The organism is Microbacterium aurantiacum (genome assembly GCF_031625015.1).
Lineage (GTDB): Bacteria > Actinomycetota > Actinomycetes > Actinomycetales > Microbacteriaceae > Microbacterium > Microbacterium aurantiacum.
The window spans coordinates 441775-454393 of record NZ_JAHWXH010000002.1; the positions used below are offsets into that span (position 1 = coordinate 441775).

At 68.1% G+C, this 12619-nt stretch carries 12 protein-coding genes and 2 tRNA genes; 4 read left to right on the forward strand and 10 right to left on the reverse strand.

Annotated features, from left to right (window positions below):
- Window positions 1-116: 116 nt before the first annotated feature.
- Window positions 117-695, reverse strand: coding sequence for a GNAT family N-acetyltransferase (locus KZC50_RS11735; protein WP_310891795.1), 579 nt, complete (start codon window positions 693-695; stop codon window positions 117-119).
- A gap of 86 nt (window positions 696-781) precedes the next feature.
- On the opposite strand from KZC50_RS11735, the gene valS reads away from it, so the two are divergent.
- Together valS and KZC50_RS11745 are read left to right on the forward strand one after the other, a co-directional pair.
- Complete coding sequence (gene valS, locus KZC50_RS11740; protein WP_301135378.1) at window positions 782-3361, forward strand: valine--tRNA ligase; 2580 nt, start codon at window positions 782-784, stop codon at window positions 3359-3361.
- A 1-nt stretch (window position 3362) separates the two neighbouring features.
- A complete protein-coding gene (locus KZC50_RS11745) occupies window positions 3363-3611 on the forward strand; it encodes a hypothetical protein (RefSeq protein WP_301135380.1) in 249 nt (82 codons plus the stop codon).
- 8 nt (window positions 3612-3619) lie between these two features.
- On the opposite strand, the gene KZC50_RS11750 is transcribed toward KZC50_RS11745, so the two are convergent.
- Window positions 3620-3826, reverse strand: coding sequence for a hypothetical protein (locus KZC50_RS11750; RefSeq protein WP_236968732.1), 207 nt, complete (start codon window positions 3824-3826; stop codon window positions 3620-3622).
- The gene (locus tag KZC50_RS11755) at window positions 3823-4449 is read right to left on the reverse strand and encodes a helix-turn-helix domain-containing protein (RefSeq protein ID WP_310891796.1); all 627 of its coding nucleotides are present in this window, start codon (window positions 4447-4449) and stop codon (window positions 3823-3825) included. Before KZC50_RS11755 ends, KZC50_RS11750 begins: the two co-directional genes overlap by 4 nt.
- 92 nt (window positions 4450-4541) lie before the next feature.
- Between KZC50_RS11755 and KZC50_RS11760 the strand changes: the two genes are divergently transcribed.
- Window positions 4542-6596, forward strand: coding sequence for a M3 family metallopeptidase (locus KZC50_RS11760; protein WP_310891797.1), 2055 nt, complete (start codon window positions 4542-4544; stop codon window positions 6594-6596).
- A 9-nt stretch (window positions 6597-6605) separates the two neighbouring features.
- Here the strand turns inward: KZC50_RS11760 and KZC50_RS11765 are convergent, their stop codons facing one another.
- The 6 genes from KZC50_RS11765 to KZC50_RS11790 all read right to left on the reverse strand — a co-directional run bounded on the left by KZC50_RS11765 (window position 6606) and on the right by KZC50_RS11790 (window position 11832).
- Window positions 6606-7157 carry a dihydrofolate reductase family protein gene (locus KZC50_RS11765; RefSeq protein WP_310891798.1) on the reverse strand — a complete coding sequence of 184 codons (552 nt, stop codon included), beginning with the start codon at window positions 7155-7157 and terminating at the stop codon, window positions 6606-6608.
- Window positions 7158-7194: 37 nt separating this feature from the next.
- A complete protein-coding gene (gene clpX / locus KZC50_RS11770) occupies window positions 7195-8463 on the reverse strand; it encodes an ATP-dependent Clp protease ATP-binding subunit ClpX (RefSeq protein WP_301135388.1) in 1269 nt (422 codons plus the stop codon).
- A gap of 150 nt (window positions 8464-8613) precedes the next feature.
- Entirely contained in the window at window positions 8614-9279 is a 666-nt protein-coding gene (locus KZC50_RS11775; RefSeq protein WP_053548443.1) for an ATP-dependent Clp protease proteolytic subunit, read from the reverse strand.
- A gap of 32 nt (window positions 9280-9311) precedes the next feature.
- A complete protein-coding gene (locus KZC50_RS11780) occupies window positions 9312-9899 on the reverse strand; it encodes an ATP-dependent Clp protease proteolytic subunit (RefSeq protein WP_301135389.1) in 588 nt (195 codons plus the stop codon).
- A gap of 170 nt (window positions 9900-10069) precedes the next feature.
- On the reverse strand, window positions 10070-11536 hold the full coding sequence (tig, locus tag KZC50_RS11785; RefSeq protein WP_310891799.1) for a trigger factor: 1467 nt from the start codon (window positions 11534-11536) through the stop codon (window positions 10070-10072).
- A gap of 219 nt (window positions 11537-11755) precedes the next feature.
- Window positions 11756-11832, reverse strand: a tRNA-Pro gene (locus tag KZC50_RS11790).
- Between the two features lie 152 nt (window positions 11833-11984).
- Between KZC50_RS11790 and KZC50_RS11795 the strand changes: the two genes are divergently transcribed.
- Window positions 11985-12058: transfer RNA gene (locus KZC50_RS11795), tRNA-Gly, on the forward strand.
- A 5-nt stretch (window positions 12059-12063) separates the two neighbouring features.
- On the opposite strand, the gene KZC50_RS11800 is transcribed toward KZC50_RS11795, so the two are convergent.
- Window positions 12064-12612 carry a gamma carbonic anhydrase family protein gene (locus KZC50_RS11800; protein ID WP_310891800.1) on the reverse strand — a complete coding sequence of 183 codons (549 nt, stop codon included), beginning with the start codon at window positions 12610-12612 and terminating at the stop codon, window positions 12064-12066.
- Window positions 12613-12619 lie beyond the last annotated feature (7 nt).

Genomic DNA, 12619 nt, shown 5'->3' on the forward strand with positions numbered 1-12619 from the left:
ACCCACTTTCACTGCGGCTGTGACGGGCCTGCCCCGTTCGGTTCTACTGGGGGCTCTCGCCCTGTTCTTCCGAAGACTCCCCGGTGATGGCCGGATCGATGTCTGTACGACCGATTCTAGTGCGTCCGGTGCCGTCCCTGCGCGGCCGACCGTTCGGCGCGGGAGACCGCGAAGTCCAGGTGCGGCATGCGGACGCCGCGGTAGACGACCTCGAATCGACGACGCACGGTCATCCCCAGGCGGATCGCGACGTTCATCGACCGCAGATTCGTGTCGCGGACTTTGGCGTGGACACTCTCCACCCCGTCGTGCCCGAACGCCCAGTCCACCGCCCGTGCGGCACCCTCCGCGGCGAGTCCGCGCCCCCACGCGCTCCGGACGAGGTGGTAGCCGACCTCCCACACCTCGTCGTCCTCGATGCGCTGCCGGGTGATCCCGGCATCGCCGAGGACCTCACCGGTCTCACGGGAGATGAGCGCCCACAGTCCCGCTCCGTCGCGAAGGTACCTCTCGCGCTGCCGCCGGATCCACTCCCGTGTCTCGGCAGGGGTGAAGGCGCCCTCGTACGCGGTCATCGCGACGGGATCGCCCAGAACGGCGTGGAGGGCATCGGCATCCCCCTCTTCCAGAGGGCGCAGGACGACGCGTGGCGTCCGCAGGCGGAAGTCCGGCGGGAGAGGCGGGAAGCGCGGCATGTCGACCATTGTGCTCCCGTAGAATCGGGGGCGTCCCACACTCAGGCACGCTCACACAGTGCCGCACATATCGCTCGAGGAGCACCATGGCCGAAGCGCAGATCCCCGACAAGCCCGCCCTGGAAGGCCTCGAGTCCAAATGGGACCGGACCTGGTCGGATGCCGGAACCTACCTCTTCGATCGCGCGGCCGCGGTCGCCTCGGGTCGGGATGGCGTCTATTCGATCGACACCCCACCACCGACGGCATCCGGATCCCTGCACATCGGTCACGTCTTCTCCTTCACCCACACCGACCTGAAGGCCCGATTCGAGCGGATGCGCGGCAAGACGGTGTTCTACCCCATGGGCTGGGACGACAACGGTCTGCCCACCGAACGCCGCGTGCAGAACTACTACGGGGTGCGCTGCGATCCCTCGCTTCCGTACACCCCCGATTTCACCCCGCCCTTCGAGGGCGGGGACAACAAGTCCAGCCGTGCCGCGGACCAGGTCCCGATCAGCCGCCGGAACTTCATCGAGCTGTGCGAGCGACTCACCGTCGAGGATGAGAAGACCTTCGAGGACCTCTTCCGTCAGCTGGGCCTCTCGGTCGACTGGACGCAGACCTACCGGACCATCTCCGACGACACGATCCGCACGAGCCAGCTCGCGTTCCTGCGCAACCTCGAGCGGGGCGAGGCGTACCAGGCTCTCGCCCCGACGCTGTGGGACATCGACTTCCGCTCCGCCATCGCGCAGGCCGAGCTGGAGGACCGCGACCAGCAGGCCTCGTATCACCGCATCGCGTTCGCCAAGAGCGACGGCTCGGGCGACATCGAGATCGAGACCACCCGGCCGGAGCTGCTCCCGGCGTGCGTCGCCCTCGTGGCCAACCCCGAAGACGAACGGTACGCGCCGTACTTCGGGACCACCGTGCGCACACCGCTGTTCGACGTCGAGGTGCCGGTGCTCGCCCACCCGCTGGCCCAGATCGACAAGGGCTCGGGCATCGCGATGATCTGCACCTTCGGCGACGTCACCGACATCATCTGGTGGCGGGAGCTGGATCTTCCCAACCGCACCATCCTCGGAGCCGACGGTCGCGTGATCGCCGATGCACCGGATGCGATCGTCTCCGAGACGGGCCTGGCGGCGTACGCCGAGCTCGCTGGGAAGACGGTGTTCAGCGCGAAGAAGCGGATCGTGGAGCTGCTGCAGGACAGCGGTGAGCTGCGCGCCGTGTCGGCGCCGTTCTCGCACCCGGTGAAATTCTTCGAAAAGGGCGACCGTCCACTCGAGATCGTCTCCACGCGTCAGTGGTACCTCCGCAACGGGGCGCGCGACGCGGAGCTGCGCGAGAAGCTCATCGCCCTCGGCGCGGGGATGTCCTGGCACCCGGACTTCATGCGGGTGCGCTACGAGAACTGGACCAACGGTCTGACCGGTGACTGGCTGGTGTCCCGTCAGCGCTTCTTCGGTGTGCCGATCCCGGTCTGGTACGCCCTCGACGACGCCGGCGAGCGCGACTACGCGCGGGTGCTCGTCCCGGACGTGGCGGACCTGCCGATCGACCCGACGATCGACGTTCCGTCCGGATACTCCGCGGATCAGCGCGGCGTGCCCGGCGGGTTCGACGCGGAACGCGACATCTTCGACACCTGGGCGACCTCGTCTCTCACCCCGCAGCTGGCCGGTGGATGGGAGCGCGACCCCGAGCTCTGGGAGACCGTGGCCCCCTTCGATCTCCGCCCGCAGGGTCAGGACATCATCCGGACCTGGCTGTTCTCGACGATGCTCCGCAGCGCCCTGGAGGACGATCGTGCTCCCTGGTCGGATGCCGCGATCTCGGGGTTCATCGTGGACCCGGACCGCAAGAAGATGTCGAAGTCGAAGGGCAACGTCGTCACCCCGGCCGACATCCTGGACCAGCACGGAACGGATGCCGTGCGCTACTGGGCGGCGTCCAGCCGGCTCGGCGCCGATGCGGCCTTCGATCCGCAGAACCCGACGCAGGTGAAGATCGGTCGCCGGCTCGCCATCAAGGTCCTGAACGCGGCGAAGTTCGTCCTGTCGTTCCCGACGGACGAAGGCGGAATCGCGACCGAGCCGATCGACGTCTCGATGCTCGCGACGCTGGACGAGGTGGTCCGCGAGGCGACCCGCGCGTTCGAGGCGTACGATCACGCGCGGGCGCTGGAGGTCACGGAGGCGTTCTTCTGGACGTTCTGCGACGACTACCTCGAGGTCGTGAAGGAGCGCGCGTACGACGCCGGCCACCCCGGACAGGCGTCGGCGGTCGCCGCCCTGCGCACCGCACTCTCGACGCTCCTGCGTCTGTTCGCGCCGGTCCTGGCGTTCGCGGCGGAGGAAGCCTGGTCGTGGTTCAACGAAGGCTCCGTGCACCGTGCGGCCTGGCCGGTGGAGTCCGGCGTCGCCGGTGACCCCGCGGTGCTCTCCGCCGTCGGGGAGGCGCTCGTCGGCATCCGTCGTGCGAAGACCGAGGCGAAGGCCTCGCAGAAGACCCCTGTTCGGCGGGCGGTCATCGCGGGCGCACCGGCTGCGCTGCGGGCGCTCGCGTCGGCGGAAGGCGACCTCAAGGCGGTCGGACGCATCGAGGATATCGAGTTCATCGAGGGCGAGGCGACTGCCGTGGTCGGCATCGAGCTCGTTCAGACGGAGGTGTGAGATGCAGGTCGGTACGCGCTGGACATCCGGAGACGAGCCGCCCCAGGCGGTGCCGGCGGCATTGCGCGACGGCATCCAGGGGGTCGACGCGCTCCTGCCCGTCGATGACCTCGGTCAGCCTCGCCCTCGCTGGACGCTGACGTGGCTGGAGGGGCGTCCGATCGCGGAGCTCGACACCGGAGTCATCGTCGAGCTGGACGACGACGGCACCGCGGTCGTGCGGCACGATGACGAGGACGACTTCGCCTGAGCGACTGCTCAGCGCGGGAGGAGCCCGAGCGCGCCCGACGCCCGGGCGGCTGCCCGGAGCTCGGCGTATGCCGCTTCGGCGGCCTCGCGCGCGCCCTCGCGGTCGCGATGTGCGCGACGTGCGACGTAGGCCTCCAGCCGTCGGGCCACGTCGAGGAGCGCCCGGTCCGGTAGCGAGAGGCCGGGGATGCGGTGCGGTGCGGTGAGAGTGGTCATGCGTCGCCTCCGAGGTCGGGGAGCGGGAAGATGTCCGCGCGGATGGTCACCGGACGCACATCGTCGCCGGTCTGATCGCGGTACGTGTCCACGGCATCGTCGATGAGCGCCATGATGCGTCCGCGCAGGAGCGCGGTCTGGGCCGGCGTCATGCGGGTCGTAGCGGTGGAGACGAGTGCGGTATCCCGCCACGTCTCGTCCTCCTCATGGATGCCGCTGGTGAGGAAGTCCGCGAGCTGCTGATTCCGGTTGCGCATGACCTCGTGCGTGACGAGTTGCGCGGCCGCTCGACCCGCGGGTGTGCCCGCGGCCTCGACGGGGCCCAGAGTGACGCCCCCGGGTGGGCGTTCCCACCATCGTTCCCGAACGGTACCGCGGTCCGGGATCTCGCGAATGAGATCGTGCTTGGCGAGCGCCCTCAGGTGGTAGCTCATGGAGCCGCTGGACTCGCCCAGTCGGGCGGCGAGTGAAGACGAGGTCTGCGGGCCGTACTGGCTCAGGATGTCGTACATCCGAACCCGCAGGGGGTGCGCGAGGGCCCGCAGGGCGCTGGTGTCCAGGACGCGGTCCTGCTCGTGGCGCGCCGCACTGCGGGCCGCGTCGTCGTGATCCGAGATGTCCATGGGTCGAGCGTAAAGGTACAAACGAATCTTTGCAACACTACGTTTGCAAACGGTCCTTGGTGATCGGTCGTCGGAGACCTAGGGTGGAGCGCATGGTGTCGACCGACAACCCCCTCCTCCAGCCCTCCCCCCATCCGTATGCGATGCCCGACTACCCCGCCATCGATCCGGAGCATTATCTGCCGGCGTTCCATGCCGCGTTCGCGCAGCATCGCGCCGAGATCGACGCCATCACCCGGGTGTGGTCGATGCCGACGTTCGAGAACACGATGATCCCGCTGGAGCGCAGCGGAAGGCTCCTGGGGGATGTCGCACGCGCCTTCTATACGGTCTCCTCGGCCGATGCGACTTCCGCGATCCAGGACGTGGAGGCGGAACTCGCGCCCTTGATGTCTGCTCACCAGGACGCGATCCAGCTCGATGCGGCTCTCTACGGTCGGATCTCCACGCTGCACGCGGGCCTGGATCACATGAGCCTCGACCCGGAGCAGCGCTATCTCGTCGAGCGCCACTACCGGGAGATGACGCACGCGGGTGCGTCACTGGATGCCGCGGAGAAGGAGGCGTTGACCGAGCTCAACGCGCGCCTGTCGACGCTCAGCAACACATTCGAGAAGAATCTCCTTTCGGACACGAACGACCTCGCGGTCGTCTTCGACTCGGCGGAGCAGTTGGACGGCCTCACGGACGGCGAGCTGTCTGCCGCATCCCGTGCCGCCGAGGAGCGGGGGCTCTCCGGCGCGTTCGTGGTGACGCTCACTCTCTTCACCGGGCATCCGTACCTGTCCTCGTTGACGGATCGTGAGAGCCGGCGTCGCATCATGGAGGCCTCCCGCGCCCGAGGGCGCCGCGACAACGCGTGGGACAACCGTCCCGTCGTTCTGGAGATCGCCCGCCTCCGCGCGCGACGGGCCGAGCTGCTCGGATACGCCTCGCACGCGGCGTACATCACCGCGGATGAGACCGCCGGCTCGCCCGAGGCGGTCCACGCCCGCCTCCGCGAGCTCGCCGGACCCGCCGCGCGGAACGCCCGCAAGGAGGCGCTCGCACTTCAGGCGATCATCGACACCGAGGCCGCGCCGTTCCGACTGGCCGCCCACGATTGGGCGTACTACGCGGAGCGCGTCCGGGCGGCGACCTATGACCTCGATCGCGCGGCGCTGCGGCCGTGGTTCGAGGCCGAACGGGTGCTCCGAGACGGCGTGTTCTTCGCCGCGACGCAGCTGTACGGCGTGAGCTTCACCGAAAGAGCGGACATCCCCGCGTACCACCCGGATGTGCGCGTCTTCGAAGTCTTCAACGAGGACGGTTCGGCTCTCGGTCTCTTCGTGCTCGACCTCTACACGCGGGACACCAAGCGCGGAGGCGCGTGGATGAACTCGATCGTCGATCAGTCGGGCCTGCGCGGAACTGCACCGGTGGTGGTGAACAACCTCAACGTCGTCCGACCGGGCGCCGGCCGGCCGACTCTCCTCAGCTTCGACGAGGTCACGACGCTCTTCCACGAATTCGGGCACGCGCTCCATGGGCTGTTCGCGACCGTGACGTACCCCCATTTCGCCGGAACGAACGTCTTCCGCGACTTCGTGGAGTTCCCCAGTCAGGTCAACGAGATGTGGATCTCGTGGCCGGAGATCCTGGCCTCGTACGCGAAGCACGTCGACACGGGCGAGGCGCTCGCGTCGGACGTCGTCGAGCGCCTCGCGGCCAGCGAACAGTTCAACCAGGGTTTCGCGACCAGCGAGTACCTCGCCGCGTCCTGGCTCGATCAGGCGTGGCACTCCCTGTCGGCGGTGCAGGCGGAGGAGATCGACGACGTCGAGGCGTTCGAAGCCGCCGCCTTGGCGGACATCGGGCTCGACGATCCCGCGGTTCCCACCCGATACTCCTCGACGTACTTCGCCCATGTCTTCTCCGGCGGCTACAGCGCCGGCTACTACTCGTACATCTGGAGCGAGGTCCTCGACGCGGACACCGTGGAGTGGTTTCGGGAGAACGGCGGCCTGACGCGTGCGAACGGCGAGCGATTCCGGGAGCGGTTGCTGGGTGTCGGGGGATCGAAGGATCCGCTCGAGGCGTATCGCGACTTCCGAGGACGGGATGCCGAGATCGTTCCGCTCCTGGAGCGTCGTGGCCTGACCGGCTGATGGCAGGTGTCAGGACCCCGGCGCGACCCTGAAGCGCACCCGCGCGAACGCGCCGACCGCCCGCGCCTCGATGAGCGTGAGGCGGTCGGCGCCGACCCGCCGCGGGAAGAGGGCGGCGCCGGATGCGAGGGCGGCGGGCGCGATCGACACGGCGATCTCGTCGAGGGCGTCGGCATCGTAGAACTGCCCCGCGAGATCGCCACCGCCGACGATCCAGATGTCCCCGTCCCCCGCGGCGGCGCGGAGAGCGGGAAGGACGTCGCGCACCGTGCCGGAGACGAAGCGCACGTCGGCGCCCTCCGGAGCGTCGAGATCCCGGGTGGTGAACACGAACACCGCCTTGTCGCCGAACTCGGCCAGCCAGGAGTGCGGGTCGTTCCGCGCACCGGTGTGCTCGAGGACCCACGTGTAGGTCGTCGAGCCCATCACCAACACGGCTGCCTCGGGAATCAGGCTCGGATCGGGTTCCTCGCCCCCCGGCACGGCGAAAAGCCAGTCGAGAGAGTGAGTTTCGTCGGCGATGTAGCCGGTGAACGTGCTGGCGGTGTCGTAACGGATCATGCCCATACCGGCGCGGCAACCCCGACTTCCGACAGTGTCAGGCGCTCTTGCGCTTCTCGCGGAGGACGAAGGTGGGTGCCGCGCCCTCCTCGACGGAAGCGCGGGTGACCACGACCTTGTCGACGTCGTCGGTCGAGGGGATCTCGAACATGATCGGGCCGAGCACGTCCTCGAGGATCGCCCGCAGACCACGCGCGCCGGTCTTCCGTGCGACGGCGAGCTCGGCGATGGCCTCGAGAGCGCCGGTGTCGAACTCCAAGGTCACATCGTCGAGTTCGAACATCCGCTGGTACTGCTTCACCAGGGCGTTCTTCGGTTCCGTGAGGATCTCCATCAGCGCCTCGCGGTCGAGGGGCGAAACGGATGCGACGACAGGAAGGCGACCGATGAACTCCGGGATGAGCCCGAACTTGTGCAGATCCTCGGGCAGCACCTCGCTGAAGAGGTCGAGGTCATCGCCCTTGCTGTGCAGAGGAGCGCCGAACCCGACGCCGTGCTTCCCCACGCGGGAGGAGATGATCTCCTCGAGCCCCGCGAAGGCTCCTGCGACGATGAAGAGCACGTTGGTCGTGTCGATCTGGATGAACTCCTGGTGGGGGTGCTTGCGGCCGCCCTGCGGAGGCACCGAGGCGACAGTACCCTCGAGGATCTTCAGGAGGGCCTGCTGCACGCCCTCCCCCGACACGTCACGGGTGATCGACGGGTTCTCCGCTTTGCGCGCGATCTTGTCGACCTCGTCGATGTAGATGATCCCCGTCTCGGCGCGCTTGGTGTCGAAGTCCGCCGCCTGCAGGAGCTTGAGGAGGATGTTCTCCACGTCCTCGCCGACGTAGCCGGCCTCGGTGAGCGCGGTCGCGTCCGCCACGGCGAACGGGACGTTCAGCCGCTTCGCGAGCGTCTGGGCGAGGTAGGTCTTGCCGCACCCGGTCGGGCCGAGCAGCAGGATGTTGCTCTTCGCGATCTCGATCTCGTCGGCGCGCTGTTCGGCCGACTGGATCGTGCCGCGCGCGCGGACGCGCTTGTAGTGGTTGTAGACGGCCACCGACAGCGCACGCTTCGCGTCGCGTTGACCGATCACGTACTCCTCGAGGAAGGAGAAGATCTCGCGGGGCTTCGGCAGATCGAAATCCGCGACCTCCCCGTCCGAAGACTCCGCCATGCGCTCTTCGATGATCTCGTTGCACAGCTCGACGCACTCGTCGCAGATGTAGACGCCGGGACCGGCGATCAGCTGCTGCACCTGCTTCTGGCTCTTGCCGCAGAAGGAGCATTTGAAGAGGTCGGCGCTCTCACCGATGCGTGCCATCAGGCTCCTCCAGTCGTATCCGGTCAGATCCGGGCGATGCTCCGAGCCTAACCTGTGGCGGCGACACGCGACGGGATTTGCGTCGGACGATGTCGTGGTGCCGAAGACGACGGCGGCCCGGTCCGAAGACCGGGCCGCCGTCGAGGTGGGTCAGGAGGTCAGCGCCGCGGTGGTCCGCTTGCGGGTCGTCAGAACCTGATCGACGATGCCGTATTCCAGCGCCTCGCTCGCGGAGAGGATCTTGTCACGGTCGATGTCCTTGTTGATCTTCGCGACATCCTTGCCGGTGTGGCGGGCCATCGTCTCCTCGAGCCATGTGCGCATGCGGAGGATCTCCTGCGCCTGGATCTCGATGTCGGATGCCTGGCCGTGGCCGGCCTCGCCCATCGCGGGCTGGTGCATCAGGATGCGGGCGTTCGGAAGCGCCAGACGCTTGCCCGGCGCGCCGGCCGCGAGCAGGACGGAAGCGGCGGAGGCAGCTTGTCCGAGGACGACCGTGGAGATCTGCGGAGAGACGTACTGCATCGTGTCGTAGATCGCCGTCATCGCGGTGAACGAGCCGCCGGGCGAGTTGATGTACATGACGATGTCGCGTTCCGGGTCCTGCGACTCCAAGACGAGCAGCTGCGCCATGACGTCGTCCGCCGAGGCGTCGTCGACCTGGACGCCCAGGAAGATCACGCGGTCTTCGAACAGCTTGTTGTAGGGGTCCTGGCGCTTGTACCCGTAGGCGGTGCGCTCCTCGAACTGGGGAAGGATGTAGCGGCTGTGGGGCAGGGCGATTCCCTGCGGGATGCCGGCGGTGGGCGTGTTCATGTGCGTGTAGGTTCCTTTCGCCTTCGCATCCGTCACTTGGCGTCGGTTCCGCCGCCACCGGCCACGTCGGCGGCGTGCTCGCGGATGTGGTCCACGAAGCCGTACTCCAACGCTTCGGTCGCGGTGAACCAGCGGTCGCGGTCGCCGTCCTCGTTGATCTGCTCGACGGTCTTCCCCGTCTGCGCAGCCGTGATCTGGGCGAGGGTGTTCTTCATCGAGACGATCAGCTGGGCCTGCGTCTGGATGTCGCTGGAGGTGCCGCCGAATCCGCCGTGCGGCTGGTGGAGGAGCACGCGGGCGTTCGGGGTGATGTACCGCTTGCCCTTGGTGCCGCTGGTCAGGAGCAGCTGGCCCATCGAGGCGGCCATGCCGATCCCGACGGTCACGATGTCGTTCGGGACGAACTGCATCGTGTCGTAGATGGCCATGCCGGCGGTGATGGAGCCGCCCGGCGAGTTGATGTAGAGGTAGATGTCCCGCTCGGGGTCCTCGGCGGCGAGAAGAAGGATCTTCGCGCAGATCTCATTCGCGTTCTCGTCGCGCACCTCCGAACCGAGCCAGATGATGCGGTCCTTCAGCAGTCTGTCGAAGACGCTCGTTGCCATAAGGGGTTCGGGCATGTGTGCTCCTCTTCCGGTGATCTGGAATGAATCTACCGGCGCGGTTCGAGGGCGGATGCCGTGTTCGCCGCGGGCGGATCGGGCGTGTCCGTACCGCCGTTGGCGCACCGGGCGACGTCGCGGAACGCCGAAGGGGCGGATGCCGCGGCACCCGCCCCTTCGGACAGTGATCACTCGCTGTCGGCGGCCTTCTTCTTCGCCGGTGCCTTCTTGGCTGCGGCCTTCTTCGCCGGTGCCTTCTTGGCCGGAGCCTCCTCGGCGGCGGCTTCCTCAGCCTCGACGACGGCGTCGGCGTCGGCGTCGGCGTCCGCGATCTCCTGGGCCTCTTCGACGACGTCCTCCTCGGCCTCCGCGTCGTCCTCGACGGCGACGAACCCGGTGAGGTCGACGGTCTTGCCGTTCGTGTCGACCACGGTCACCTTGCCGAGGGCGACGGCGAGGGCCTTGTTCCGGGCCACCTCGCCGACCATGGCGGGCAGCTGGTTGCCCTGCTGGAGCGCGTTGACGAACTCCTGCGGAGCCATTCCGTACTGGGCGGCGGACTGCACGAGGTACTGGGTGAGCTCCTCCTGCGAGACCTGGACCTGGAACGTCTCGGCGACCTTGTCCAGGAGCATCTGCGTCTTGAACTGCTTCTCGCTGGCCTCGGTCACCTCGGCGCGGTGCTCGTCGTCCTCCAGGCGGTTCTCGCCCTCGAGGTGGTTGTGCACCTCGTCCTCGATGAGCTGCGGCGGAACCGGGATCTCGACGTTGGCGAGGAGGTGCTCGATGAGCTTGTCCCGCGCGGCGGAGCCCTGCGTGAAGACCGACTGCTGGCTGACGCGCTCGACCAGGCTCTCGCGGAGCTCGGCGATCGTGTCGAACTCGCTGGCGATCTGGGCGAAGTCGTCGTCCGCCTCGGGCAGTTCGCGCTCCTTGACGGCCTTCACCGATACGGAGACCTCGGCCTCCTCGCCGGCGTGGTCGCCGCCGACGAGCTTCGAGCGGAACGTGGTGTCCTCGCCTGCGGTCAGGGAGTCGATGGCCTCGTCGATGCCCTCGAGCAGCTCGCCGGACCCGAGCTCGTAGGACACACCCTCGGCGCGGTCGATCTCATTGTCGTCGATCGTCGCGACCAGGTCGAGCTCGACGAAGTCGCCCTTCGCGGCCGGGCGATCCACGGTCACGAGGGTGCCGAAGCGGGCGCGCAGGCGGTCCAGCTCCTCCTCGACGGCGGCCTCGTCGACCTCGACGGCGTCCACCTCGAGGGTGGTCCCCTCGAGCGCGGGCAGCTCGAAGTCCGGACGCACGTCGACCTCGACCTCGACGGCGAGGTCGCCGGAGAAGTCCTTGTCGCTCGGCCACTCGGTGACCTCGGCGCTCGGGCGCCCGAGGACTCGCAGCTCGTTGGCCGTCACGGCCTCGCGGTAAAACCCGTCGAGCCCTTCGCTCACCGCGTGCTCGAGGACCGCCGTGCGGCCGATGCGCTGGTCGATGATCGGCGCGGGCACCTTGCCCTTGCGGAAGCCGGGGATCTGCACGTCCTGCGCGATGTGCTCGTACGCGTGGGTGATGCTCGGACGAAGCTCGTCCGGGGTGACCGTGATGTGCAGCTTGACCCGGGTGGGGCTCAGCTTCTCGACGGTGCTGTTGACCATGCCTGTTCGTTCTCCTCGTATCGGACCGCGCGCGTGCGCGGCGTGGGAAGGTCTGTTCGCGGGATCTGCGGGGCCGGGAGGGGCGACAGGATCGGAGCCTGCGGCCTCTGGGGCTCGCGCGGAACTCCATGCCGGAGCGAGGAGCGCGACGAGGGCCGCTCGCAAGTCTATCCGATGCGGCCGAAACGGCCCGTGTCCACCGGATCGATGCCGGCGTCGTGGTCGGGGCGACAGGATTTGAACCTGCGGCCTCCCGCTCCCAAAGCGGGCGCTCTACCAAGCTGAGCTACGCCCCGGCGGATCCGCACGTGCGTGTGCGCCTGATGACCCCGTGCAGTCTAGCCGACCGCCGCCCGGCGCCCGGCGGTTCGGCGTCGCGCGTAGGGTGACGTAGACTGTGGGAGGTCGCAGGCCCCATCCGGGAACAGCGACCGATAACTCAAAATGCGGGGCTGTAGCTTAGTGGTAAAGCCTCTGTCTTCCAAACAGATGATGCGAGTTCGATTCTCGTCAGCCCCTCCACCTTCTCACCGACCGACAACGGCGCTCAGCGCCTCGACGTGATCGGCGACATGCCGTCGGTAGTTCTGCGCGTTCCGCAGGATCCCGGCGCGCTCCTCCTCGGTGAGTTCCCGACGCACTTTCGCCGGGACACCGGCGACGAGCGATCCGGGCGGGACAACGGTTCCCTCGAGCACCACGGCGCCGGCCGCGACCAGACTCCCGCGACCGATCCTCGCGCCCGAGAGGATGACACTGCCCATCCCGATGAGGCAGGCATCGTCGATCGTGCAGCCGTGGACGACGGCGTTGTGCCCCACAGAGACGTCCGCGCCGATGACCACGGGATGTCCGGGATCGACGTGCACCGAGACGTTGTCCTGCAGGTTCGAGCCCGCACCGACCGTGATGGTGTCGCCGTCCGCGCGGAGGACGGCGTTGAACCAGACGCTCGCCCCCTCGGCCAGCTGCACTCCCCCCATCACGCGGGCGCCGTCCGCGAGGAAGGCGGTCGGATGAAGCGCGGGTTCGCGGCCGGAAACAGCGCGGACGGTGGCATCGGGGGCGATCGTCATGACCGAA

Bases quoted from the DNA above. Each gene is read 5' to 3' on its own strand.
- tig (WP_310891799.1), bottom strand. From the start codon at position 11,536: ATGGTCAACAGCACCGTCGAGAAGCTGAGCCCCACCCGGGTCAAGCTG.
- KZC50_RS11765 (WP_310891798.1), bottom strand. From the start codon at position 7,157: ATGATCCGTTACGACACCGCCAGCACGTTCACCGGCTACATCGCCGAC.
- clpX (WP_301135388.1), bottom strand. From the start codon at position 8,463: ATGGCACGCATCGGTGAGAGCGCCGACCTCTTCAAATGCTCCTTCTGC.
- KZC50_RS11750 (WP_236968732.1), bottom strand. From the start codon at position 3,826: ATGACCACTCTCACCGCACCGCACCGCATCCCCGGCCTCTCGCTACCG.
- KZC50_RS11760 (WP_310891797.1), top strand. From the start codon at position 4,542: ATGGTGTCGACCGACAACCCCCTCCTCCAGCCCTCCCCCCATCCGTAT.
- KZC50_RS11775 (WP_053548443.1), bottom strand. From the start codon at position 9,279: ATGAACACGCCCACCGCCGGCATCCCGCAGGGAATCGCCCTGCCCCAC.
- KZC50_RS11735 (WP_310891795.1), bottom strand. From the start codon at position 695: ATGCCGCGCTTCCCGCCTCTCCCGCCGGACTTCCGCCTGCGGACGCCA.
- KZC50_RS11800 (WP_310891800.1), bottom strand. From the start codon at position 12,612: ATGACGATCGCCCCCGATGCCACCGTCCGCGCTGTTTCCGGCCGCGAA.
- valS (WP_301135378.1), top strand. From the start codon at position 782: ATGGCCGAAGCGCAGATCCCCGACAAGCCCGCCCTGGAAGGCCTCGAG.
- KZC50_RS11780 (WP_301135389.1), bottom strand. From the start codon at position 9,899: ATGCCCGAACCCCTTATGGCAACGAGCGTCTTCGACAGACTGCTGAAG.
- KZC50_RS11745 (WP_301135380.1), top strand. From the start codon at position 3,363: ATGCAGGTCGGTACGCGCTGGACATCCGGAGACGAGCCGCCCCAGGCG.
- KZC50_RS11755 (WP_310891796.1), bottom strand. From the start codon at position 4,449: ATGGACATCTCGGATCACGACGACGCGGCCCGCAGTGCGGCGCGCCAC.